This is a genomic window from Nonomuraea sp. NBC_00507 (assembly GCF_036013525.1).
Classification (GTDB): Bacteria; Actinomycetota; Actinomycetes; order Streptosporangiales; family Streptosporangiaceae; genus Nonomuraea.
The window spans coordinates 2580513-2603630 of sequence record NZ_CP107853.1 but is presented as its reverse complement, the minus strand read 5'-3'; the positions used below and the strand labels follow the sequence as shown (position 1 = coordinate 2603630).

Annotated in this window: 28 protein-coding genes, 1 tRNA gene and 1 pseudogene; 12 read left to right on the top strand and 18 right to left on the bottom strand. The window is 67.6% G+C overall.

The features are described from left to right. The first annotated feature begins 50 nt into the window (after positions 1–50). Positions 51–1361, top strand: a complete 1311-nt coding sequence (locus OHA25_RS13220) for an FAD-dependent oxidoreductase (RefSeq protein WP_327587843.1) — start codon at positions 51–53, stop codon at positions 1359–1361. A gap of 133 nt (positions 1362–1494) precedes the next feature. On the opposite strand, the gene OHA25_RS13215 is transcribed toward OHA25_RS13220, so the two are convergent. Further along, positions 1495–2106: a TetR/AcrR family transcriptional regulator gene (locus OHA25_RS13215; RefSeq protein ID WP_327587842.1), complete on the bottom strand. Its 612-nt coding sequence runs from the start codon at positions 2104–2106 to the stop codon at positions 1495–1497. A 60-nt stretch (positions 2107–2166) separates the two neighbouring features. Between OHA25_RS13215 and OHA25_RS13210 the strand changes: the two genes are divergently transcribed. Next, a complete protein-coding gene (locus OHA25_RS13210; RefSeq protein ID WP_327587841.1) occupies positions 2167–2736 on the top strand; it encodes a hypothetical protein in 570 nt (189 codons plus the stop codon). 137 nt (positions 2737–2873) lie between these two features. Here OHA25_RS13210 and OHA25_RS13205 read toward each other — a convergent pair whose 3' ends face one another. After that, the gene (locus OHA25_RS13205) at positions 2874–3830 is read right to left on the bottom strand and encodes a helix-turn-helix transcriptional regulator (protein WP_327587840.1); all 957 of its coding nucleotides are present in this window, start codon (positions 3828–3830) and stop codon (positions 2874–2876) included. A gap of 89 nt (positions 3831–3919) precedes the next feature. On the opposite strand from OHA25_RS13205, the gene OHA25_RS13200 reads away from it, so the two are divergent. Then, positions 3920–4783: an NmrA family NAD(P)-binding protein gene (locus OHA25_RS13200; RefSeq protein WP_327587839.1), complete on the top strand. Its 864-nt coding sequence runs from the start codon at positions 3920–3922 to the stop codon at positions 4781–4783. A gap of 80 nt (positions 4784–4863) precedes the next feature. After that, the gene (locus OHA25_RS13195; protein ID WP_327587838.1) at positions 4864–6333 is read left to right on the top strand and encodes an MFS transporter; all 1470 of its coding nucleotides are present in this window, start codon (positions 4864–4866) and stop codon (positions 6331–6333) included. 225 nt (positions 6334–6558) lie between these two features. On the opposite strand, the gene OHA25_RS13190 is transcribed toward OHA25_RS13195, so the two are convergent. Beyond that, a complete protein-coding gene (locus OHA25_RS13190; RefSeq protein WP_327587837.1) occupies positions 6559–7026 on the bottom strand; it encodes a GNAT family N-acetyltransferase in 468 nt (155 codons plus the stop codon). A gap of 88 nt (positions 7027–7114) precedes the next feature. Here OHA25_RS13190 and OHA25_RS13185 point away from each other — a divergent pair. Together OHA25_RS13185 and OHA25_RS13180 are read left to right on the top strand one after the other, a co-directional pair. Next, positions 7115–7982: pseudogene (locus tag OHA25_RS13185) on the top strand (transposase family protein). Positions 7983–8105: 123 nt separating this feature from the next. Then, positions 8106–8570, top strand: coding sequence for an RICIN domain-containing protein (locus OHA25_RS13180; protein ID WP_327587836.1), 465 nt, complete (start codon positions 8106–8108; stop codon positions 8568–8570). A gap of 359 nt (positions 8571–8929) precedes the next feature. Here OHA25_RS13180 and OHA25_RS13175 read toward each other — a convergent pair whose 3' ends face one another. The 3 genes from OHA25_RS13175 to OHA25_RS13165 all read right to left on the bottom strand — a co-directional run bounded on the left by OHA25_RS13175 (position 8930) and on the right by OHA25_RS13165 (position 10215). Beyond that, positions 8930–9526 carry a TIGR03086 family metal-binding protein gene (locus OHA25_RS13175; protein ID WP_327587835.1) on the bottom strand — a complete coding sequence of 199 codons (597 nt, stop codon included), beginning with the start codon at positions 9524–9526 and terminating at the stop codon, positions 8930–8932. Positions 9527–9657: 131 nt separating this feature from the next. Next, positions 9658–10098: a rhodanese-like domain-containing protein gene (locus OHA25_RS13170; RefSeq protein ID WP_327587834.1), complete on the bottom strand. Its 441-nt coding sequence runs from the start codon at positions 10096–10098 to the stop codon at positions 9658–9660. 21 nt (positions 10099–10119) lie between these two features. Beyond that, a tRNA-Sec gene (locus OHA25_RS13165) sits at positions 10120–10215 on the bottom strand. Between the two features lie 243 nt (positions 10216–10458). Between OHA25_RS13165 and OHA25_RS13160 the strand changes: the two genes are divergently transcribed. Continuing rightward, on the top strand, positions 10459–11043 hold the full coding sequence (locus OHA25_RS13160) for a hypothetical protein (RefSeq protein ID WP_327587833.1): 585 nt from the start codon (positions 10459–10461) through the stop codon (positions 11041–11043). 46 nt (positions 11044–11089) lie between these two features. On the opposite strand, the gene OHA25_RS13155 is transcribed toward OHA25_RS13160, so the two are convergent. The 6 genes from OHA25_RS13155 to OHA25_RS13135 all read right to left on the bottom strand — a co-directional run bounded on the left by OHA25_RS13155 (position 11090) and on the right by OHA25_RS13135 (position 14407). Next, entirely contained in the window at positions 11090–11632 is a 543-nt protein-coding gene (locus OHA25_RS13155; protein WP_327587832.1) for a hypothetical protein, read from the bottom strand. 237 nt (positions 11633–11869) lie between these two features. Then, complete coding sequence (locus OHA25_RS13150) at positions 11870–11992, bottom strand: hypothetical protein (RefSeq protein WP_327587831.1); 123 nt, start codon at positions 11990–11992, stop codon at positions 11870–11872. A 265-nt stretch (positions 11993–12257) separates the two neighbouring features. After that, complete coding sequence (locus OHA25_RS13145) at positions 12258–12812, bottom strand: hypothetical protein (RefSeq protein ID WP_327587830.1); 555 nt, start codon at positions 12810–12812, stop codon at positions 12258–12260. Beyond that, the gene (locus OHA25_RS13140) at positions 12809–13375 is read right to left on the bottom strand and encodes a MauE/DoxX family redox-associated membrane protein (RefSeq protein ID WP_327587829.1); all 567 of its coding nucleotides are present in this window, start codon (positions 13373–13375) and stop codon (positions 12809–12811) included. Before OHA25_RS13140 ends, OHA25_RS13145 begins: the two co-directional genes overlap by 4 nt. Before the next feature lie 101 nt (positions 13376–13476). Next, positions 13477–13776: a DUF4143 domain-containing protein gene (locus OHA25_RS61280; protein WP_442942105.1), complete on the bottom strand. Its 300-nt coding sequence runs from the start codon at positions 13774–13776 to the stop codon at positions 13477–13479. A gap of 94 nt (positions 13777–13870) precedes the next feature. Then, positions 13871–14407 carry an Lrp/AsnC family transcriptional regulator gene (locus OHA25_RS13135; RefSeq protein WP_327587828.1) on the bottom strand — a complete coding sequence of 179 codons (537 nt, stop codon included), beginning with the start codon at positions 14405–14407 and terminating at the stop codon, positions 13871–13873. Between the two features lie 267 nt (positions 14408–14674). Here OHA25_RS13135 and OHA25_RS13130 point away from each other — a divergent pair, with 267 nt between their 5' ends. Both OHA25_RS13130 and OHA25_RS13125 read left to right on the top strand, forming a co-directional pair. After that, complete coding sequence (locus tag OHA25_RS13130; protein ID WP_327587827.1) at positions 14675–15922, top strand: FAD-binding oxidoreductase; 1248 nt, start codon at positions 14675–14677, stop codon at positions 15920–15922. A 398-nt stretch (positions 15923–16320) separates the two neighbouring features. Further along, positions 16321–16575 (top strand): hypothetical protein, encoded by a 255-nt coding sequence (locus OHA25_RS13125; RefSeq protein ID WP_327587826.1) that lies wholly within the window; start codon positions 16321–16323, stop codon positions 16573–16575. A 20-nt stretch (positions 16576–16595) separates the two neighbouring features. On the opposite strand, the gene OHA25_RS13120 is transcribed toward OHA25_RS13125, so the two are convergent. Together OHA25_RS13120 and OHA25_RS13115 are read right to left on the bottom strand one after the other, a co-directional pair. After that, entirely contained in the window at positions 16596–17081 is a 486-nt protein-coding gene (locus tag OHA25_RS13120; RefSeq protein WP_327587825.1) for a hypothetical protein, read from the bottom strand. A 149-nt stretch (positions 17082–17230) separates the two neighbouring features. After that, positions 17231–17656, bottom strand: coding sequence for a spore-associated protein A (locus tag OHA25_RS13115; RefSeq protein WP_327587824.1), 426 nt, complete (start codon positions 17654–17656; stop codon positions 17231–17233). A gap of 160 nt (positions 17657–17816) precedes the next feature. Here OHA25_RS13115 and OHA25_RS13110 point away from each other — a divergent pair, with 160 nt between their 5' ends. Continuing rightward, complete coding sequence (locus OHA25_RS13110; RefSeq protein ID WP_327587823.1) at positions 17817–18275, top strand: hypothetical protein; 459 nt, start codon at positions 17817–17819, stop codon at positions 18273–18275. Positions 18276–18297: 22 nt separating this feature from the next. On the opposite strand, the gene OHA25_RS13105 is transcribed toward OHA25_RS13110, so the two are convergent. From OHA25_RS13105 to OHA25_RS13095, 3 genes are all read right to left on the bottom strand, one after another. Continuing rightward, complete coding sequence (locus tag OHA25_RS13105) at positions 18298–19170, bottom strand: sterol desaturase family protein (RefSeq protein ID WP_327587822.1); 873 nt, start codon at positions 19168–19170, stop codon at positions 18298–18300. A gap of 3 nt (positions 19171–19173) precedes the next feature. Continuing rightward, positions 19174–19953 carry a helix-turn-helix transcriptional regulator gene (locus OHA25_RS13100; protein WP_327587821.1) on the bottom strand — a complete coding sequence of 260 codons (780 nt, stop codon included), beginning with the start codon at positions 19951–19953 and terminating at the stop codon, positions 19174–19176. Between the two features lie 403 nt (positions 19954–20356). Continuing rightward, the gene (locus OHA25_RS13095) at positions 20357–21055 is read right to left on the bottom strand and encodes a DUF998 domain-containing protein (RefSeq protein ID WP_327587820.1); all 699 of its coding nucleotides are present in this window, start codon (positions 21053–21055) and stop codon (positions 20357–20359) included. Between the two features lie 184 nt (positions 21056–21239). Here OHA25_RS13095 and OHA25_RS13090 point away from each other — a divergent pair, with 184 nt between their 5' ends. Together OHA25_RS13090 and OHA25_RS13085 are read left to right on the top strand one after the other, a co-directional pair. Continuing rightward, the gene (locus OHA25_RS13090) at positions 21240–21905 is read left to right on the top strand and encodes a TetR/AcrR family transcriptional regulator C-terminal domain-containing protein (protein WP_327587819.1); all 666 of its coding nucleotides are present in this window, start codon (positions 21240–21242) and stop codon (positions 21903–21905) included. Between the two features lie 304 nt (positions 21906–22209). Beyond that, positions 22210–22584 carry a hypothetical protein gene (locus OHA25_RS13085; RefSeq protein WP_327587818.1) on the top strand — a complete coding sequence of 125 codons (375 nt, stop codon included), beginning with the start codon at positions 22210–22212 and terminating at the stop codon, positions 22582–22584. Between the two features lie 127 nt (positions 22585–22711). On the opposite strand, the gene OHA25_RS13080 is transcribed toward OHA25_RS13085, so the two are convergent. Continuing rightward, complete coding sequence (locus OHA25_RS13080) at positions 22712–23017, bottom strand: hypothetical protein (RefSeq protein WP_327587817.1); 306 nt, start codon at positions 23015–23017, stop codon at positions 22712–22714. Positions 23018–23118: the final 101 nt, after the last annotated feature.

The window sequence follows — 23118 nt, the reverse complement described above, 5'->3', positions numbered from 1 at the left end:
CGGCACGGTGTTCCTTCGCATTTCTGAGAACTCGAAAAAGGGAGATGACAATGACGATCAACGATCTGCGCGGTGTCCTCAAGGGGCGCGTGCTCCTGCCCGATGACGACGGCTTTGAGCAGGCGGCCACGGCGTGGAATCTCACCGTCAGGCAGCCGGTGGCGGCCGTGGCGGAGGCCGCGGATGCCGATGACGTGGCGGCGCTCGTGCGTTATGCGCGGCGGGCGGGTATGACAGTGACCGCGCAGCCGAGCGGGCATGGCGCCTCGGGTGATGTGGAAGGCCTGATCCTGTTGCGTACCGGCCTGCTGAACGAGGTGGAGGTACGCGCGGAGGAGCGCGTGGTCCGGGTGGGCGCGGGCGTGAAGTGGGGGCAGGTGCTGGCGGCGGCCGGTCCGCTGGGTCTGACCGGCCTGTCCGGCAGCGCACCGGGGGTCAGCGTGACCGGCTACACCCTGGGCGGTGGGGTCGGCTGGTTCAGCCGCAAGTACGGCTTCGCCTCCGACAGCGTGCGGGCTATCGACATCGTGGACGCCGATGGCGAGCCGGGCCGGGTGACCGCCGAGTCCGATCCCGAGCTGTTCTGGGCGCTGCGCGGCGGTGGCGGGGACTTCGCGGTGGTGACCGCACTCGAACTCGAGCTGTATCCCGCGCCAGTCCTGTACGGCGGGCGCGTGATCTGGCCGGAGCACCGGACCAGGGAGGTGTACGACGCGTTCCTGGAGATCACCGCCGATGCGCCGCGTGAACTCAGTGTCTGGATCAACCGGCTCCAGCCACCCGGCGCGCCACCGATGGTGACGCTGGATCTGGCCTACTTAGGTGAGGCGGCTCAGGGGAAGGACCTGCTGGCGCGCCTCGACAAGATCGAGGGCGCGATCTCCGACACCCGCGGCGTCGTCCCGGTTGCCGACCTGGGTGACATCGCCGCCGAGCCCACCGATCCGGCCCCATCCATCGCTCGTACGGAGCTGCTCACCGGCCTGGACGCGGACGCGGTGGAGCTCCTGCTCGCCAAGCCGGTCGAACCGCTCATCAACGTGCAGATCAGGCACCTGGGCGGGGCGCTCGCCGAGCCGGGCGGCGGGGCCGGTGCGAGCGGCGCGGTGGCTGAGCCGTACCTGCTCGGCCTGGTGGGTCTCGGCCTGCCGCACGCGGCCGATGCGACGCGCGCCAAGCAGGCCGAGGTCGTGGCCGACCTGGAGGCCTACATCAGCGGCCGCAAGCCGTACACCCTGTTGTCCCCCGGTGAGACGGCGGCGAAGTCCTTCTCCGGCAGCGCGCTCGCGCGGCTGCGGGAGATCAAGCGGGCCCGTGACCCGCACAACGTGTTCCGCGCGAACTACCCGGTGCTCGGATAGATCGGTTCCCAGCAGGTCACGGCCCCTCTGCCCACCGGGGCGGCGGGGCCGCACCGAACCCGCGTGACAGATGTCGCCGCGAGCACCGTCAGAGGGCCGGGGACCTCTGATCTTGCTGATCAGGATGTAGTGATCAGGCTGTGGGAGTGGGCGGCCTGTCGCGGTCTTGATTGAGGTGGGCTTGCAGCGCGGCGCAGGTGAATCGGGCGAGTAGGTCAGGGAGATCGTGTGGGTCGTGGCGGGCGATGAACAGCCAAGAGAAGATCGTGCCGCCGAACATCGCATGGAACAGGTCGATGTCAGGCATGCGGTCCAGTTCGCCCCGGAGTACCGCGCGGCGGAGGATCTCGGCGTTACCGGCTTGCTCCGGCTCGATGAAGGTCTGGGTGAAGCGCTCGGCCAGCTGCGGGCTGGTGGCGATCTCGCCGATCAGGGCCGGCAGTGCGGCGCAGGCGGCCGGGTTGCTCAGGTGCCCGACGATCACCTTCGCCAGGGCGGTCAGGTCGGCCAGCAGCGAGCCGTTGTCGGGCGGGGCTTGCAGGTCGTGCCCGTGCACGGCCGCGGCGAACACCATCTCCTGCTTGGAGGAGTAGCGCCGATAGATCGCCGCCTTGCCGATGCCGGCGCGGGCGGCCACGGCGTCCATGGTCAGTCCCGCATAGCCGGTCTCGGCCAGCAGTTCCCGGGTTGCGGCGGTGATGGCCTGGTCCACCCGGTGATCGCGTGGCCGTCCACTGTTCCCCATCCCCTCAATATACGGTACCGTCAGTTCCGGAACTGATGGTCTCGTAGATGCGGAGTGGTCATGGCGACCGAGATCGGGCGCGCGGCCCTGGATCGTGGCGCTGTGCGCCGATCCGTGCCACGGTGGACGGTCTGGGCCGCGTGGGCGAGCGTGCTGTGCACCTTGCCCTCTTGCCTGTGGCGGGTCGCCGCCGGGTTCGGCGTCGACGTCGGCTTCACCGGCGAACTCGGCGCGATGTACTCCGGACCGGAGTTCATCGCCTACGTGTGGATTCTGACGATCGCCTCCCAATGCGCGGCGTTTCTGGCGTTCGGGCTGGTCCGGCCATGGGGTGAGGTGGTACCGCAGTGGGTCCCGCTATTGGGCGGCAGGCGAATCCCGCCACCGGCTGTGATCATCACAGCCGGGATCGGCGGGACAGCGGTGACGCTGCTGTGTGTGGGGGTGGCCCTGGTCCCAAGCGGGCCGCTCACAAATCCAGACTTCCCGCAAGGCGCGGCCCGCACGATCATGAATCTTTGTTATGCGCCGCTGCTGGCGTGGGGGCCGCTGATCATCGCCCTCACCGCCGCCTACGCCCACCGCCGTCACCGGGCGCGTAAGGGACTGGATGAGGGCGGATCCCCTTAGCCGTCCGGCTCGCTGGAGTCGTCGCCGTGCGGCCCGCCCCACCAACTCTGCACGTTTACCTGCACATGCCTCTGCCCTCAACAAGTACGCCGACACCCCCTCGTGCATAGGGCCTGGTCTGGGTGACCGTGCCCCTGCTAGGCGGTGCCGCTGCGGAGGAAGAGCCTGCCGATGTCGCGCAGGTAGTGGCGGAACTCGGGGGGATTGATGACGTCGAATTCCGCGCCCACGGCGGCCAGGATGAGCACCGGCCAGTCGAAGGCGTCCACTTGCAGGCGCAGGCGGCAGGAGTGGTCGTCAACGGGCTCGACTCGGCCGCCGGTGACGGCGACGACCGGCTCCACCGTGCCGGCCGGGGCGTGGAGGTGGACGGTGATGTCGTACCGGGTGGGGCGGGAGCCGAGCCGTTCGGCGATGAACGCGGCGGCGTCCGCGGCGGGCAGGTCGCGCGGGCGGAAGCGGGCTCCGGTGGCGGCCGGGCCGGTGAGGCGGTCGAGGCGGAAGATGCGCCAGTCGGCGCGGTCGAGGTCCCAGGCGACCAGATACCAGCGGCGTTTAAGCGAGACGAGCCGATGCGGTTCGACCAGCCGGGTGGCCGATTCGCCGGAGGGGGTGGCGTAGGTAAAGGTGAGACGTTCGTCGTCGCGGCACGCCTGGGCGATGACCGTGAGCGTGGCGGCGTCGATCTGCGGGCCGCTCGTCGGGGCGGTGACCGTGTAGGTGCGCAGGGCGTCCACGCGGCGGCGCAGCCGGGGCGGCATCACCTGGACGACCTTGGTCAGGGCGCGCAGCGAGGTCTCCTCGATGCCTTCGACGGTGCCGCCGGCGGCGGTGCGCAGGCCGACGGCGATGGCCACGGCCTCCTCGTCGTCGAGCAGCAGGGGCGGCATCGCGGTGCCGGACCTGAGTTGGTAGCCGCCGGCGGAGCCGCGGCCGGAGTGGACCGGGTAGCCGAGCTCGCGCAGCCGGTCGATGTCGCGGCGCAGAGTGCGCTCGCTGACCGCGAGCCGGTCGGCCAGTTCCAGGCCGGGCCAATGGCGGTGGGTCTGCAGCAGGGACAGCAATCGCAGCATGCGTGCGCTCGTGTTCGCCATGATTCCACGTTCCCTCGGCTTCCGGTCAGAAAGTGACCGGAAGGCACTCTAGCGTTGCTCTCGCGAACGACACAGCGGAAGGAACGCAGATGAAAATCCTGGTGACCGGGGCGACGGGAATCGTCGGCCGCCACGTGGTGGACCAGCTCGTGCGGGCGGGCACCGAGGTGCGGGCGCTGACCCGCAATCCCGCGTCGGCCAAGCTGCCGCCTCAGGTGGAGGTCGTCCAGGGCGATCTGGCCGAGCCCGCGAGCGTGGCCGCCGCGCTGGACGGCGTGGACCGCATGTACCTGTTCCCGGTGGACGAGACCGCGCGCGAGGTCGTCGCGCTGGCCAAGCAGGCGGGCGTACGGCGCGTCGTGGTGTTGTCGGCGGCGTCGGTGACCGTCGGCCTGCACGTCAACCCGGTGGAGCAGGCGGTGGAGGAGTCCGGGTTGGAATGGACGCATGTGCGGCCGGGCGGATTCATGACGAACATGCTGCAGATCTGGGCGCCGTCCATCAGGGCTGAGCGGGTGGTGCGCTACCCGTTCGCGGACGAGCCGATGAACCTGATCCACGAGGCCGACATCGCCGCCGTCGCGGTCGCCGCGCTGCTGGAGGACCGCCATCACGGCAGGGCGTACACGTTGACCGGGCCCGGCCTGGTCACTGTGCGCGAGCAGGTGGCGGCCATCGGCGACGCGCTCGGCGAGCCCGTCCGCTACGAGGAGGTCAGCCGCGAGCGCGCCCGCGAGCTGATGAAGGCGCAAGGAGGGTTCGCCGCCGAGTCGGCCGACCTCATGCTGGGCTTCGTCGAGTACAGCGGCGACGCGGCGACCGGCGCCGACGGCTACGCCGACCAGGACTGGTCAGCGCTGATGCGGGTCTGGCCGGACGTGGAGCAGGTCACCGGACGCCCCCCGCGCAGCTACGCCGAATGGGCCCGCGACCATGTCGCGGACTTCCGCTGACCGTCACCGACCAGCCTGCGCGTCCTCTCCCAGCTCGAACGGGACGCCCCCACCTCCGCACAGGAAGGGGAATCCATCAAATGACCGACGCCCTGACATTGCCGGCGACACCATCGACCGCACCATCGACCGCACCATCGACGGCACCGGCCCCGGCCGCATCCACGGGCTACCGGTGGCGGTGGCCGGCTCTGGCGGTGATCCTCACCGGTTCGGTGATGGAAATGCTGGACTCCACCGTCACCAGCATCGCCGGCCCCACCATCCGGGCCGACCTCGGTGGCGGCACCTCCCTGATCCAGTGGCTCGGGGTGGCCTACACCCTGGCCATGACCGCCGGCCTGCTGGTCGGCGGCAGGCTCGGCGACATCGCCGGCCGCAAACGCATGTTCCTCATCGGCGCCGGCGGCTTCGTGGCCGGCTCCCTGCTGTGCGCGATCGCGACCGGGCCGGAGACGATGATCGCCGCTCGCGCGATGCAGGGCCTGTTCGGCGCCTGCATGATCCCCCAGGGGCTCGGCATGCTGAAGGAGATGTTCCCGCCCCGGGAACTGCAGGCGGCCTTCGGTGCGATAGGCCCGGTCATGGGGCTGTCGGCGGTGGGCGGCCCCACCCTGGCGGGGTGGCTGGTCGACGCCGATTTCCTCGGCACCGGCTGGCGCATGATCTTCCTGATCAACCTGCCCATCGGCCTGGCGGTCCTGATCACCGCGAGCACGTTCCTGCCCGCCGGCCGCCGGGCCCGAGGAGTCCGGCTCGACCTGCCCGGCGCGTTCCTCGCCTCTGGTGGAGCACTGCTGATGATCTTTCCGCTGGTTCAAGGCCGCGAGCACGGCTGGCCCGGCTGGACCTTCGCGATGATGGCGGCCTCCGTCGCGGTGTTCACCGCCTTCGGATGGCACGAGGTCCGCAAGAGCCGCAGCGGCGGCGACCCGCTGATCCTGCCCAGCCTGTTCCGCAAGCGAGCCTTCCTCGGCGGCATGGCCACCGGAACGATCTACTTCGCCGCCTTTTCCGGGTTCGGCCTGGTCTTCAACCTGCACCTGCAACTCGGCCTCGGCTTCAGCCCGCTGCGGGCCGCCGTGGCGGGCATACCGCTGTCGGTCGGCATGGTCGCCGGCATGGGTGTGGTCCAGGCGGTCATGCGTCATGGCCGAAAGGTCCTGCACGTCGGAGCCGTGACGATGACGGCCGGCGTCCTGGCCCTGGTGCCGATGCTCGGCTCGCAGGCCGGTTTCTGGCAGCTCGCTCCCGCCCTGCTCGTCACCGGGCTGGGATCCGGGCTGATCATGGGGCCCTACTTCGACATCGTGCTGGCCAGTGTCGAACCGCACGAGACCGGCTCGGCCTCCGGCACGCTCACCACGTTGCAGCAGGTCGGAGGCGCGCTGGGAACCGCCGTACTCGGGACTGTGTTCTTCAGCGGGCTCAGCGCCGGGCCCACCGCAGTCGCCGACACGTTGTGGATCGTCGCCGCGATGAGCATGCTGACCTTCCTGGCCGGCTTCCTGCTGCCCAGACAGGCCCGCAAGGCAGAAGCCGCCTCCTGACCGCGATGTGACAGAGAACTCGCATTACCTGTCACATATGGCTCAGCGAGCCGCATCCCACCCGGTCCAGCGCGGCGACGGCGTCCGGGACCGGGCGGGGGATCATCGTCGCCGGGAACCGCCCGGCTCGGCTCTCTCTCGGTGTCTAACTGCTGCGACCAGAAACGTTCACCGGGTTGGTGTGTGGCTCCCCAGAGGGAGGTTCACTTTCTGGCAGCAGCTCATTCAGACAGGCACTTCAAATATGAGCTCGAGGCCGTCCACCTCGTCCCACTGCTCTCCGACCTCAACGAAGCCGAATCCGGAAATCGTGGCCAGGGACGCGGTGTTCTCGGGACCGATCGTCACCCGTGCAGTCCTGACTCCGGGTTCGGCTGCGGCCCGACGCATCAACTCGGTCAACATCGTCCTGGCGTACCCCTGACGACGGTAGCCGGGAGCCACCGAATAACCGATCTCCACCATGCCCATCTCGTCCGGCGGCCCGTGGAAACCGGCATACCCCACCACGACGCCTTCGGGCTCGGCCACTACGGCTCGGGTGAGCCACCCCGCGCTACCCGGGTCCGAGGCCAGCTGATTGATCCGATACCGCCAGACCCACTTCGCCTGATCGGTGAGGAAGTACTCCGTGAGCTGGACTCCTGCCTCGACACTGGCCCGGGCAAGGTCGTCATCCAGCAAGGCGGTCATGGCCGTGCTTGTCAGATCAACAAGTCTCACCAACTTCAATCCGGTAGGGGCTGAGGGCAGGCGTCCGAACTCATCTGTCACAGCGCAGATGATCGCGGAGCGCCCTGGGCCGTGTCCAACGGGTTTCAGAGTGGTCGATGTCCGCCGGGAGACCGTGCTGTTCCTATCCGCCCTGCTGCACGCCGAACGCCGCCGCCGAGGCACCCGGCGCGGCCGCCGGGCGCTCGGCTGCTTCACCCAGGCCGTTCTCATCCTGCGCTGGTTTTGCGACGGCACCCGCATCCGCCAACTGGCGGCCGATCATGGCATCGGCGGCAAGACCGCCTACCGCTGCCTGCACGAGGGCATCGATGTCCTGGCCGCGCATGCCCCGGACCTGCACCAAGCTTTGAACGCCGCCCAGAAGGCCGGCCTGACGCACGTCACCCTCGATGGCATCGTCATTGCCACCGACCGTGTCGCCACCCCGGCCCCAACGGTGCCGACCTGTGGTGGTCCGGAAAGCACAAACACCACGGCGGCAACATCCAGGTCGTCTCCGCTCCCGACGGCCGGCCCCTGTGGGTCTCCGACGTATGCCCCGGCCGCGAACACGACATGACCTGCGCCCGCCGCCACGGCACCGTCACCGCTCTGGCCGCCGTCCGCGAAGACCTGCCGAGCCTGGCCGACCTGGGCTACGAAGGCGCCGCCGACATCATCCACGTCCCGATCAAGAAGAAGGCCGGCCAGCACAAGCTGAGCGATGATCAGCACACCTACAACAAGCTCCTGCGCGGCCTGCGCGGAGTCGGTGAACGTGCCAACGCCCTGCTCACCGTCACGTTCAAGGCCTGCGCCGGGTCAGTCTCGGCCCCTGGCGCATCGGGAAGATCACCCAAGCAGCGCTGGTCCTGCTCTACCGCGAAAACGACTGGACCATGACGACATCACACAACGTGATCTTCGGTTACTGAGAGCAACTCATTGACATACCCGCGGTATACCGCCCCTCGCTAGTGTCAGCCGGGTCGACAGCCCGCATGTGGCAGACGTTTCTTGCTGCCCAACCGGCAGCCGCGATATCCCCAAGGAGAACGATGGATTACCGTGCCACTATCCGAACCGTAGCTCTGGCGGCAGCTATGATCACCACTGCCGCCACCCCGGCCGCCGCCGAGCCGCAATCTGGATCGTCGCAGTTGTCCGGTAAAGTCACGTTCCCGGAAATTAAGCACGTGCAGAGCGGTAAGTGCCTCGCCGCGTCCGTCTCCATCGGCGTCGTACTCAGAGACTGCAACGGAAGCACCTACCAGCAGTGGTACAAGGACGGGACGAATAACGGTATAAGTATCGTTCACGAGCAGAGCCGCAAGTGCCTCGACGGGAGCGTCGAGAAGGGCATCAGACTCGTCGACTGCAGGGGCAACTTGTACCAGCGGTGGTACATATACGAGACGGGCGCTGTTCCGAATCTGCAGAACGGTAAGTGCCTCGCCGCGAGCGTCTCCCTGGGCGTCAAACTCAGAGACTGCAACAACACCTCCTACCAGAAGTGGTCCTGAGCCTTTGGGACAGGGGGTGCGCAGCTCGCCCCCGCTCTTGAATGGTGTCAAGGTCGCGACTGTGGGGCGGTTCTGTTGTCGGAGCGACTTGTTGACCTTGTAGACGTTCGTCCCATGTGGAGAATTCTGCGGTAGCAGATGAGGACTGCGGCGATGCGGGTTCAGTGGGGCTTCAGCTCAAGCGGGCCCTTCACCGGGGATACCGAGCCTGCCCCAGTACGGGTGCGTCCGCTTGGCGGTTTCCTCCCACCGCAGCAACTCGGCCCAGGGCCAGGGCAGGTCGAGACGGTAGTACGCGGCATGAACGGATCCTTGCCGTTGCGAGGGACGTGTGAGTTCTTCCGGCCCACCCTTGATGGTCACGCCAGTTTGGGCGTCCACGCGGGGTCGCGGCCGGCGAAGCCGAGTGCGCGGTCGAACGCCGGCGCGTCCTCGGGGACCTCGACCACCGGTCCGAAGAGTCCTTCCCGGCTGGCTGCCTGGTCCGGTTGCGCCGACGCGCTGGTGAACGCGAGGACGGCCGCTGTGTCGGCGGGATTGCACGTGAACGGCTGGCCGGTGGCGCGGGCCAGGTCCCAGCCGTGCAGGACTAGTTCGTCCAGCGCGACCATGCCCATCTCTTCAGCGGGCATCGTCACACCGCCGGCCTCGGTCATCCCCTCCCAGGCGATCGGGTCACGCCAGGCCTCCACCAGCTCATCGAGCCGCTGCGGAAGCAGCGTGCGCCACTGCGGATCGAGACGCTCGGCATTCGCGCTCGGCCCTGGTCCGCCTTCGGGCGGGGTGGTCTTGCGGGCCGCCCAGGTGAACGCCAGCGACAAGCCCATGAGGTGGTCGAGCAGTGCGGCGACCGAGGTGTCAGCGCACGGCGTTGGATCGTCCAGTTGGTCCTCGGTCACGCCATCCAACAGGCGCACCACTTCGCGGGCAGCGGACTCCAGATCGATCACAGGCATGGAGGTTTCCTCTCCGTCGGACCTCATTCGCTGCACCCGTGCTGACTCCCCAGGATCGAAGAAGTCATCGGTTGGCGCCGACAATCTCCCGTCCGCGCGGCGGTATCCGTGGAGCGAACGTGCGGTCGCGATCAGCCACGTGTGAGCTCGCCGCGGGCGGGCTCGCCTGGACCTCGTGGGCGGGTGGGGGTGGCGAGGCGGATGACCTGGAGCCCGGCCGCCGTCCATGCCTGGAAGCCACCGATCACATCAGTGGCGTTCGCCAGCCCGATCTGCCTGAGGGACGACGCGGCGAGGCTGGAGGAGTAACCCTCGTCGCACAGGATGATCCACCGGATGTCCGCGGAGGTGGCCTCGGGGATCCGCGCGTCGCAGAGCGGATCAAGCCGCCACTCCAAATGGTTGCGTTCGATCACGATGGCGCCGGGCACTTCGCCACCGCTTCGACGCTGAAACTCCGGCCGCGTGTCCACGATGAAGGCATCGGCGCTGCCCGCCACGGCCCAGGCCTCGACAGGCAGCAGGCGACGTAGTCCGGCACGTGTCCGAGCCAGCAACTCGTCGATGCTCACGGCGCTCCAGGGGGTGTGATCTGGCGGAGACGGACGGGAATCGAACCCACCGCGCCGAGATACTCGGCGCCACCGGTCTTGAAGACCGGGAGGGCCACCAAGCATCTGGACGCCTCCGGCCGTGATCATAGTCATCCCGAACGCGAAGGTGGAGGGTTTTCGCCCATCTCAAGATCGTCAGACCGGGTGCCACCTGGCAGGCGGGCACAGTGTGAACGGTGTGGAGCCCATGTACGGCATGGCCGTCACTGGGTGCCCGGTGATCGGAGAGCTGATCCCCCGCAATCGCCACACCGTCATGATCCGCTGAACCGCGAGGAGCGCCTGTTCCTGGGCGAAGAGCCGGTGTACAACTAGGTAGTGATCTTCAAAGGCGCTCGCAGGAAACTGACCTGGACCGCACTGGCAGCGTTGCTCCCGTCCTTGGCCGCCTGTGGCGTGGGGGAGGCGGACTCGCGGCCGAGCCCCCGGAAGGAGGCGGGGCGGCAGGGAAGCCTCGGCAATCCGCGCGTGCTGAACTGCGCGAACCGCAACGTGGAGGTGCCGGGCGAGGAGGACGGGATTGCCGTCGGGCCAGACGACCTCGCGGTGGGGCCGCTGGTCATCCCCGGACTGCTCGCGTGGGGAGGCGCACGCGCCGAACAGTACGGGAACAACCACAGGTTCAAAGTCGGCGCGATGGTCAGGAAGGGAGGGACGGTCACGCTGTCCATTCCCGCGAAGTTCCACGGCAACGCAGGGCTGCTCTACGCCGAACCAGCCAGAAACGCCCGCACTCCGGCCGAGGCCGACCACGCGGTGACCTTCACCGCGTGCGCCGGCCATGACACGGTTTTCGTCGGTGGCTTCTTTGTGAAGGAACCCAGATGCGTCCTGCTGGAGTTCAGTGTGCCGGGGAAGGCCACCGTCCAGCGCGAGATCTCCTTCTTCAACGGCAAGTGCTGACCTGGGCCGAGGCGCCCCGCCCGCCGTAACCCGGCGGGCCGGCGCCTCAGCTCAGGAACGCAGAGGCGACAACCCCTGCGAACGCGGCCGTGAGCAGGCCCAGCGCCATCCGTTTGACCAGCTTCTCCCGGTTCATGAGCCAGTCCATGAGCCAGGTCGGCTCAGGGATTTCCACCGGGTCCTTTGACGGCGGCACGATCGCCACCATCGCGAAGCTCGGCACGGTGAAGCCGAGCGCGTAGGCGAGCCCAGCCCACCACGGGACGAGACCGAGCAGGGTGACGCCGAGCGCCGCCCAGGACAGCGAGGTGACCCTGAACGTGGTCACCACCAGACCGGTGTCCAGCCCCCACAGGAGGGCTCCCCGGACCGGGCCGAACCGGTAGAAGTGGTCACGCGGGGTCTGGCGCCGCCACATGGGTGTGCTGAGCCCGAACAGGCCGGAATCGATGACCATGCAGCCGAGCATCACCAGCGCCGCGGCCAGCTTGGTGCCCGTTCCGTCCATCTCGCCGAACAGGGTGGAGCCGAGCAGGTGGACCAGGCCGTACATGGACAGGGCCGAGAGGGTGAAGCCGAATGCGAGCATGAGGATCGGCCGATACCAGGCCGTCTCATCGGGTGATCTCCCCTGGACCAGGGGGCGGAGGTATCCGACGAAGGACAGCCCTCAAAAGCTGAACAGCTGTGCGAAGCCCGCGCTCGCGATGAGCAGGAGCAACGCGAAGGTCAACCAGGTGTCGAAAGACAAGACATCCTCCAACTGGGGTGACCGGCCCGGCCGCTTCGCACCCGGGCCGGTCATCCGCTTAGCCGTTAGCAGCCGTTAGGGTTGACGGTCCAGCCGGCCGAACAGACGAACGGTCCCGACCAGCAGTCCCTGCCCTTGGTGCACTCGCCACAGCCGTACCTCCGCCGGGTCGAACCCGAGCCGCTGCAGCAGGTCCATGTCTTCATGGTGTAGCCCGACGGGCAGACATACTGCCCTTGGCTATTGGTCCTGCAGAAGTTGTTGGGGTTGTAAAGCTGGCAGCAGCGCCAGTTCGCCGCCTCAGCCGTCTTGGTCGTCGCCGCTACGCCGGCAACCGCGCCGATCGCCGCGACGCCGACCCTGCCCATCCAGCCGAGGAACCCTCGCCGGTGTGACGGGTTCCCTAACGACATCTTGTTGAGATCGTCCATACGTGGCCTCTCTGATCGTGGGGGGACTGGGATCAGTGCCGTACAGAGGACTTTCTGGCCAAAGTGATCTTGTAGGGGACAGGAGCGGCCGCGTACATCTGCCTCACTGTCGGCACCGTGTGGGCCCGCGTCAGCTTCCCGTCGGTGACGTGGAGGGCGACGGGCGTGAGGTCGAGCCCGATACTGCTGACGATGCGCTCCTCCTCGTCGAGGAGGACCCGCTCGCCGTGCAGCTCGAACTCGGTGATGAACTCGTTGCCGTCTCCGGACACCGGGACGACCACGACCCACATCGATGGCGGCACCGCGCCACCACGCAATGCCGACGCGAGGTTGCGGCAGGTCTCGCACTTGTTGGAGACGAAGAGCACCACCGCCGCATCGGATTCGTCGAGGACCGCAGGCAACCCGTAGCTGCTGGGACGCGTGCCCACCAGACTTCCCAGCTCCACCGGGTCGGGCTTGTCCTCCAAATCGAGGTATGCCCGGATCTGCTTTACCTGTTCGAACAGTTCCACCTGGGCGCCGATCTGGATGAACACCACCACGGCCAGGACGCAGATCACAATGAGCAGCACGGTCGTCATGCGGCGGGCACCTCCGCTTCGGGTTGGTTCGGTTCAGGAATCGCCAGCCGGTCCTCCCGCAGCGAGCGCCAGACCCGCCGTTCGGCCCTGAGCTTCCAGACCGCCAGGGCGAGCAGCGCCACGGCCAGGCCGAGCAGCCCCTCCTCCCCGGTCCAGTTCGGCGGGCGTGCCTCGGCCAGTGCGGCCAGCGCCAGCCACAGCGGGAGGTACAGCACCTGCCGCCAGCCGAGGACGGCGCCGCCACTCCCGAAGCAACCGCACTTGATCTTCTCTCCGCTGCTCAGCGCACGAATTCCGGCACCGGCGAACGCCAGTGCCAGCAGCACGATGAGCACCCTGGGCCAAGAGGCGGATGGGATCGTCGCCAGACCGGCCACGGCCAGCAGTTCCGCGACAATGACGGCGATCGCGCCCTGTCTCGCCAGGGCCGCCGGACCTAGCCGGGCAATGGTCTGGCCGAGCTCGCGATGGGTGAGGATCTTCGACAGCGCCGCAACCAGGAAAACCATGATGAGTATGGCTTGAGCCGCTGCTCCGGCCATGACTGCCACATCAACGTCCATCCGTCACTCCCGTCAGAGTCGGATGAACGAAAGGTATGGTAACGACCGTATATGATCAATATCTTGACAAGATCATCTTTGTCGAGTAAGAAGACCGCCGACTAAAGCAGCGACCCACTGCCCGATGGGCCATAACGTGCACGGATGATTATTCGGCACCCGCACATCGGACATGCGACCGCTGCACCCTGCCAAGTCGACTTGGCTGGGGGCAGCATCACCCTGCCGTTGGTTCGCTCGACCACCAGATCGACCTCTGCCCCCTGGCTGAGGCGCCGATGAAAGAGATTTACCCGGAAGGGGGACCGCGTCGCCCGCTTGGCCAGTTCGTTGACGATGAACGTCTCCACGAGCGCCCCACGCGCGGGTGCGACGCGCGCTCCCAGCCCTTCGGGGGCCACCGACAGAAGTAACAGCGCTCGGGGGCTTGCGGCAAGAGCATTGGTGTGCCTTCACGCGGGATGAGGTGGCACTAGTGGATCCGCGGATCGCGGATTAGCCGTCCGCTGAATCCGAAGCTCCCGCACGCTGACGCGTCCAACCCGCGGAGGCGGTTACTGGCCGGTCGGGGTGATTTCGGCGCACTCGGGGGTCGTGGTATTGCGTGGACAAGACGATGTGGGTATTCATTTGGCCGTGCTTTCCGATCTGTTCCAGCACGCCTTCGAGATGCGCCAGTGACGAGGCTCTGACCTTGAGCATCGAGCAGTGTTGGCCGCTCAGTTTGTCGACTTCGACCACCTCCGGGTAGTCCTCGGCGGCTGAACTCTTGAGCAGGCAAGAGCCAAGAGCGCAGCGCAGCTGGATGTACGCCTGGATGGGGAACCCGGCCGCGGCGGGGTCGATCTGGGCCTGGTAGCCGACGATCACGCCGCGTCGTTCCAGGCGACGAATCCGGTCGGCGACGGCGGGCGCGGAGAGATGTACCCGTCGGGCCAACTCGTTGTAGGACAGCCGGGCGTCGGCTTGCAGTTCGTCGAGGAGCTTCCAGTCGAGGTCATCGAGGTCATTTGCCGATCGTGAAGAGTTCACCGTGTCTACTTTACGATTGCATCCAATAGGTGCCTAGGTGCGCCTCGATGGCCATGTCCAGTCGGGTCATAGCCGCCTAGTGTGAATCCCGTGATCAGGAACGGACATCAGGCCGGCAGTGGCGTCGTCGATGCGCTGCCGGCCCGGTCTTGGCGGGCTTTGGCACAGCGGCTCAGTGGCGTCGTACTGACCAGTGATTCCGCCGGCTACGACGCGGCCCTCAGACCGGCCGGGCAGCGCTTTGGTCAGGTTCGTCCGCAGGCGGTGGTGCGTTGCCGAACCGCCGCCGATGTCGCAGCAGCACTTGGTTTCGCGAAGCACAACGGCCTGACCGTGGCGGTGCGCAGCGGCGGGCACGATTTCGCTGGGCGGTCCACGACCACCGGACTGCTCGTCGATCTCGGCGAACTCGCCGGGGTTTCCCTGAACGACGGGTACGCACGTATCGGCGCAGGTACGCGGCTCGCCGACGTGTATCGGTGCCTCGACCAGCACGCCCACACGCTGCCCGCCGGGAGCGGTCCTACTGTCGGCATCGCCGGGTTGACCCTCGGCGGCGGCATGGGCTTCCTCGGACGCACCTGGGGGTTGACCTGTGACCGGCTCGTCGGAGCGCGTGTCGTCCGCGTAGACGGCAGCCTCGTGCACTGCGACGAGCGCGAGCATGCCGACCTGTTCTGGGCCCTCAGGGGCGGTGGCGCCGCGGGTGTTGGCGTCGTCACGGAGTTGTCCTTCGCGCTGGTTCCCTCTCCACGATGCACCGCCGTGGAGCTCAGGTGGGACTTCCAGCTTGCGGCCCAGGTCGTTGACGCCTGGCAGAGATGGAGTCCGGATGCGCCCGACGAGCTCGCCGCAAGCCTGCTGCTCACCGTCCCAGCCGAGCCGCACGGTCGAGCGCGGGTGAGCCTGTTCGGCGCGGCCGTCGGGCTGTCGCCTGCACACACCGATGATCTCCTTGACGATCTCATCGCCAGGGTCGGGGCCCGCCCGCAAAGCCGGTGGCGCCGGCAGCTGTCCTGGATGGGCACCCAGGCCGCTCTCGCCACGCGCATGCCCGGCGACGATGCCGGGCGCCTGTTCAGCAAGTCCGGCTTCTTCCGGCAGGACATACCGCCGGGCGCGCTCGACGCTCTGGTCAATGAGCTGGTTGCCGACCGGCGGGCCGGCGAATCCCGCGAACTCGACTTCACACCGTGGGGTGGCGCCTACAACCGCGTCCCGTCGCATGCCACGGCGTTCCCACATCGGGGCGAGCGATTCCTGCTCAAACACGCTGCCACGGTCCGACCGCCTCTGCCCGACGCCGTCTGCCCGCAAAGCGAGTGGCTGCGCCGTTCTTGGCAGACGGTCCACTCCTGGTCGACCGGCGGCGTGTACCCGAACTTCCCCGACCCCACCCTCACCGACCCCGAACGCTCCTACTGGGGCGGCAACCTCCCGAGATTGGAGCGCGTAAAGGCGGTCCACGACCCTGACCGGATCCTGCCCGGCCTCGGGTCACGAGACGCGATCTGATCGACATCACGAGACGGAGCTCCAGGTGCTTGCCATGATCAAGGCTCCGAGCCACCAGAACGTCGGCGCACGACGCACCGGCGACGATGGGGTCCGCGACGTGGTGGTGGTCGGCGCCGGAGCGGCCGGCAGCAGATCGACCACGGCTGCTACGTCCGTATGGTGGGCGGGCCGATACTCAAGGCCCGCCGGATCCTGCTCGCGACCGGGCTAGCGACGAGCTACCCGGCATCCCCGGCGTACGCGAACGGTGGGGCAAGGATCTGCTGCACTGTGAGTACTGCCATGCCTACGAGGTCCGCGACCGGCCCCTCGCCATGCTCGGCACCCATCCGGGGGCGGTGCACCAGGCTCTGCTCCTACGCCAGTGGAGCGACGACGTCGTGTTCCTCCCACACATGCTTGAGCTGACGGTGGAGGACCGGGAACGGCTGGATGCACGCGGCCTGTGCATCGTCGAGGGCGAAATCGAGCAGCTCATCGTCGACGACGATCGGCTGCGCGGCCGCCGCAGCGTTGGGGTTCCAAAGGTGGCCAGTTCCAGCTGGACGACGGCCGTCCGATGGCCCAGTGGTCGCGGCTCCAGGCCGGGCGCGACGACGACCTCGGCTGGCCATCGTCGTACACATGGCCGGTCGTTCGGGGCGGTGTGAGCACGCCGCCCCGAACCGGGTCACCTGCCGCAGTTACCCCACTCGTCGCGACCGCCCTTCCCCACCCAGGCTGAGTCCGAGCTCTGGATGGTGCCCGAGTACTTGACGCACAGGCCACGCGCGAACAGCTTCGCCGGCTTGGTGTGCCTGCTGTAGACGCCCGAGGTCGTCTTGGAGGAGGTCAGCGGAGGAGTCGTGGTCTGGACGGTCAGCGTGGCGTCCATCCGGATCTTGGCGTAGGCAACGTCGAACAGGGTCCGGAACGTCACCACGCAGTTGTAGCCGGTCCTCCTGTTGTAGAGCAGAAAGACCTTGCCGAGCTGGCGGCCCTGCCTGTCCTTGATCGTCCGGACGCCGTCCTTCACCACACGGAAACCGTTGCCGCAAACGCTCTGCGGCGTCTCGGTGGCCGCCTGCGCGGGCGCGGCGGTGGCGAGCGTTCCAGCGGCAAGGAGGGATGCGGCGACGATCGTCTTCGCGGACATGAGCACGGGGGTTCCCTTCATAGATCGAACACCGGATTAGAGACCGTGTCCGATCAAGAAGTTCACTGGTTCCCGTTCAGGCTCTTCACGACTCGCGCCGATCGTGCTGGTGTGGGACGGGGTGCCCTCCACATTCCCCCTGGAGGCCACCCGGTCTGGTCACAAGAGGTTCAGCCGCAGTGCACGTTGTTGAGCTTGACGCTCGTCCACGACGGTGAGATTCCTTCTACGTCAATACACTGGCCGGGCGCGGAGACGTACACCGGGCCGGCGTAGTACTTGTAGTTGTCCGCGTCGGCGTCTTTCCCGCTGCCGTCGCCTCTGGATATCACCACGCCCTTCCAGCTCGTGGTGTTGGCGTAGGGGCCGTCGCCGTAGGTCAGGGCGCAGTTCTTCCCGGTGCTGGAGCTGTAGTACACCTCCAAAATGCCCGTACGGTACCCGTACTTCTCGATGCCGATGCTGTAGACACCGACCCGGGAGTAACTGCTGCCGCAGGGTCCAGCCGCGCCGGCCGGGGCGGCGCCCGCCACCAGCGTGGTACAGGCAGCCAGGGCCGCACCGGCCAGGAGGGTCGTCAGCTTGCGTGTGCGCACGAAAATCCTTTCGATCGCCATTGGTGTGATCATGACTACCACTGGCCCACGAACCCCCACCCACGAGTCTTACTCGATGTGAGGATTCGCACATTGTGCCGCCTGTTTCAGACAGCTTGACGGAAGATCGTGAGGGTCTGGTGGCAATAGCATGAGCGCCATGCATCCGCCCGCGCCGCACACCCCATGGAGCCGGCCGCCGCAACCCGTTCCCGCCGGGGGGCAGGCGCATCTCGTCCTCGAGGTGAAGCGGCATTGGCTCAGCTTCATGCTGGGTATGATCACACCCAAGATCATCCTTAATGGCCACCAGATGCTGGGCCGATGGGGCCTCAACACGATCCCGCTTCCTCCCGGCCAGTACCACCTTCACGTCCACCTGCCCTATTTCCTCCCCGCACGGATCGGTCCTGCGGACCTGACGGTCTGGCTCCAGCCCGGGATGGCACTCGAACTCGAATACCGCGCCCCCATGTGGGCTTACTCCCGAGGCGCCCTCGGCCCCGCCCCCCAGCCATGGAACGGAAAGGGCTGCATGATCGCGCTACTGGCGATCGCGGGCGGCTGGCTGGCGCTCCTGCTGATTTTGATCGTCGTTTTGGTGCTCTCCGGCCTGTAAGGCTCGCTTGCTCTGCCGGTGGTCACGCTGCCTTCTCCCCGGAGCAGGCGCCGGACGGCTTGAACGGCTCGGTCAGCTGGGCCAGGTAGGCGCTCGGATAGTCGGGCTTGGCCGCCATCCCGAGCACCTCGGAGGTGAAGCGGCGCTCCGGGTCGTAGGAGTAGGTGCCGAGCACGTGGTCCCAGATCATGGTGAACAGCCCGAAATTGACGTCGCCGATGCCCGCCCACTTCAGGTGGTGGAAGCGATGCCCCTCGTTGAGCGCGAGCACGCGCTTGAGCGGTCCGACCCGGTAGTCGGCGTTGGAGTGCTGCAGCAGGAGTTGTACGGCCACGGCCAGCGCGAGCGCGGAGGCGACCTGGACGGGCATGCCGATCAGCAGCAGCGGAGCGACACCGGCGGCCATCTCCAGCGTCTGGTGCAGCGGGTGCTTCATCAGCCCGTTGAGGCCGTAGAAGCGTTTGACGGAGTGATGGACGGCATGAAACCGCCACAGCACGCCGATCTTGTGGCTAGCGTAGTGGGTCAGCGTGATCCCGATGTCAGCCACCAGGACGGCCAGCACGACCTGGATGGCGAATGGCCAGCTGTGGGGCCATATCGAGGCCGCCGGGACGAACGCGGCCAGCAGCGGGATGATCGCCACGCTGACCAGGATCAAGCTCTCGTTGACGAAGCTGTGGATGGCGTCACGGCCGGCGTCCGCCTGGGATTCGTTCCAGGAGTCCTCGTACGGCAGGGCGCGCTCGGCGGCGAACGAGCACGCTATCGCCAGCAGCAGCAGGCCCAGCAGCCAGAGTTTGGACGCGCCCGCGGCGGCCAGCCAGATGGCGGTCCCGTTGACGACGACAAGCATGAACGGCGCATAGCCGTACCGGATCACAGTGCGATGCATGCCTCAAGCGTCGCGGGAGGCCTCCCCCGGCGACTTGGACAGATCCGCTGACCTCACGGCCTGGATCAGCCGGGAGGGGGCCAGCCCGAACATCTCGTGGCAGGCCCGGGTCAGGTGGGAGCTGTCGGAGAACCCGGCGCCGTGCGCGGCCTCGGTGAGGTTGGCGCCGTCGCGTGCGAGCTCCATGACCCGGCGCAGGCGCGCCCAGCGCAGGTACGTGGGGAAGGACAGGCCGAGTTCGGTGGTGAACAGATGTCCCAGCCTGCTGGGCGACAGCCCGACGGCCGCGGCCAGGTCGGTGAGCCGGACCGCGGCGTGGAGCATCCGCGGGAGCGCTTCCACCGCGGCCATCAAACCCGGGTTACGTCGGGCGGCGACTGGCTCCCAGCCCTCGACGAGGGCTGATGGTGCCCGCGTGTGCGCATCCGGGGGCAGCAGGTCTCGGGCTGCGGCGACCCAGGTGCCGAGCTCTTCACGCGCGAGGCCGGAGAGCCTGGCCGTCACGTGGCGGCCGGGCGCGCTGTCCGGGTCGAGGTAGAGCATGGTGGCGGTGGCGTCGGCGTTGCCGTACAGGGAGTGGACGGTGCGGGTGGGGATGATCGCGGCGTGGACCGGTCGGCGGGTGCCGTGGACGTCGGACAGCTCGATCCGTCCGGCGGTGACGAGAAGGACCTGCACCGCGGCGTGTGCGTGGGCCTCCGTCGCGCCCGCCGAGCCGGTGAAGGCGAGCCAGCCGGGTCGCAGCACGGTGCTGCCTCGCCAGGTGTCCGTGGGCAGGGTCACGGCTGCGGCTGCCCTTGCTGGTTGAGCAGCCGCCAGCGTACGAATCCCGGGGCCTCCATGGCAGCAGGATAGCCGTGCCGATCGGTACACGATCTTGACAGGATCTCCAGCCCACGTCGGCTCACAACTCCAGGCGCATCGGTGCGGTCTGCTGGACCGGCGCGCTGCTCGGGGGCGCAGCCCTGGATGATCGCGGGGATTTTCTCGAGGGCCGGGGCTGTCGTGCTCACCTCACGCACACGATCAGTACGCCGACATTAAGTAATCAACGCGGGTCAACACGCCTACCTGGTTGGTCATTGTGGCGCGGCATAGGCAGGTCGCACAGTCACGAACCGACTAGGCGCAGCCGTTCGAGCCCGGGGTTTCTCCTACCGGCCAAATCTCGTTCTGTCGTTCTAGTTCACGCGCTCGCGCCTGCGTGTGCGTCCTTTCGAGCTGAGCCATGCGTGCTGCGCAGTCGCACCGCGAGCACCGAGGCCCATCCCCAGCCCAGGAAAGCCATGGCGCGCAGTAGCAGGCTCAAGGGTTGCGGATCCTCGCCGCGGTCCGACAGTGCCGCCGCCAGTGCGTAGAGCATGGGGAGCGCCGCGCCCGTGGCGGCGCAGTAGGCAGCCCACCCACGCGCTCCCTGTGCGGCGAACCGGCGGGCGAACACGAAGCACGCCGCGATCAGCCCGCCCATCACCACGATGAAGGCGGTGCCGTGCAGGACGTAGTGCCAACTTGGATCCTCAGGGAGGCCCTGCGGCGCCCCGGGCGGGTAGCCCCACGCCGGGTCGGAGACGAAGACTCCGGCGCCGACCAGGCCGATCCCGTAGGTGCCGATCAGCAACGGCCCCCAGGTCCCGCCCGGGCCAGGGTGCAAAGCCCGTCGTAGCCCGACCGCGAACGCGACGTTCAGCAGTCCGGTGGCCACGAAGTTGGTGATTTGGATCCACCCCAGCTCGCCCAGGCTCAGCATGCTGAGCGGGTGCACGCGGGGATCGAAGCCAGGGCGGGTGTAGTCCTGAACGATGACCGCGAGGAGGAACAGCGGCCCGGCTAACATGCCGCACGCCAGCAGAGCCCTGGTCAGTTGCTGCTGTGGCAGGTTGGACATTTCTCTCCCGTCTATAACCGAGCCTGTTGGTCCAACGATCATTGGCGCCGTATGGCACGCGGTGGTGTTCGGGCGCGCTCGCGCTGTCGTCCGCAGTGTCGCGCCGGCTGCCCGCACCATTTCCTTATCACTGCTAATGCCTTATCGCTGATAAGGTGCCCCAGCGGCGCTAAAATGTCAACCAATGGACGAAACGACGCCGGCACCGCGCCAAGGGCTGACGCGGCACACGGTGGTCAGCGCCGCGCTGAAGCTGCTCGACGAGGTCGGCCTGGACGGGTTGACCACCCGACGCCTCGCCGCGGAGCTGGGCGTGAAGTCACCCGCCCTTTACTGGCACTTCCGCAACAAGCAGGAGCTGCTCGACCAGATGGCCGACGCGATCCTGCTGGCCGGCGGGATGGGGCCACCCCGCGCCGGCGAATCCTGGCAGGACTGGCTCACCCGCCGGGCCCGCAACTACCGCAGGGTGCTGCTGGCCTACCGCGACGGGGCCCGCGTGGTCGCCAACGCCCGGTTGGGGCCCGCTGCGATCAGGCTGTTCGATCAGGAGCTGACCGCCATGGTCGGCTGCGGGTTCACCCCGGTGCTGGCGCTCCGCACGATCGCGGCGATCTCCCGCTATGTCACCGGGTTCGTCCTCCAAGAGCAGGCTGAGCGTCAGGAGGACACCCGGACCCCGGCGGACCAGTTCCTGGCGCTGGCCGAGCTGCTTGACGGCGGCACCTCGGCCACCTTGATCGCGGCGATCCGCGAGGGCGGAAGTCCACTCGGCGAACAAGCCTTCGAGCATGGCGTTGGAGTGCTGATCGACGGCTCGGCCGCAGCTTTGGCCAGACATCAGGCTTGAGCCGCCGGGCGAGGTGACTTGTGCGGGTCCGGTCTAGGAGGTGCCCGTTCCATCAGGCGTCCAGCCGGATCAGGTTGAGCGCGACGGCGGGGACAGACGCGGGGACCTCTCGATCGGCGGTGCTACGAACGAGACCCCCAAAAAGGATTCACAATTCTGATATTCATGACAAAAGTCACATAGCCCGATATTTGAAGCTATACGGGACATCTGGCGCGTAATACCGGGCGCAATACACGCAACGAAGCACGCTGATCGTCTGGAGCCGCCGGCGCGGCGTGCGGATCTAAGGAGGCACACCACGATGTCCAAGATCACTAGGCGTGTGGCGACTGTGACCGCCACTGTGGCAGTAACGGGCGGCGTCACCCTCGGCGCGAGCGGAGCCGCCTCAGCGGCCACGTACGAGCACCGGGGCCACAGCCACTCCGTCGCCATCAGCTACGGCGAGCGGCACCACGACCGGGTCTTCTTCGTCAACGGCGAGCGCTTCCGGTTCGACGGCCACCACTTCTTCGTGTGGGTCGACGGCAAGTGGAAGCTGGTGTCGCGCGCCTTCGCCCGGCACCACCTCTTCGACCGTGACCACGACCGGGGCCACTTCTCCCGTGACCACAAGAGGCACGAAGACAGAGACCGGTACGGTCACGACCGTCACAGCGACTACGACCAGTACTGAGGTCGGAAACCGGGCCGGTCCGGCGGCGCCGGGCCGGCCCGCCCATGTTCGAGAGGGTGTCGGCTCACGGTGAAGGCGAGCCGATGATCCCCGCGATAACGACGATGATGCTAACGACGGTGCCCATTCAAGAAGGCCACACAGGCAACCTTGCGGTGGTCTGCCGGTCGGCGTGCAGCTGCCAGGACAGCTGTGGCCATGGGTTACGGGTGGGGGCGACCTCGGTGATGCCGGTGGAGGCCGTCGCGGTCACCGGCTCGTAGACGCAGCCGTTCCCGTTCCCGTACGAGGCCGTGGCGGAGTCGGGGATCTCGTTCCCGGCGACGAACAGCAGGCTGGGCCGGGCGGTGAACTGGACACCGGAGCTCGCGCCACCGGCGACCGATCCAAGCGACCAGGTGAGCGTGGTCGTGCCGTCCGGGTTGGCGGTCACAACCAACTCGGCGCCGATAGTGCCTTCATCTCGCTCACCGATCTGCGAGCCACCCTGCCGGGAGATTGAAGCTGGCGGGATCCCCCGCTGAAACGCTGAGT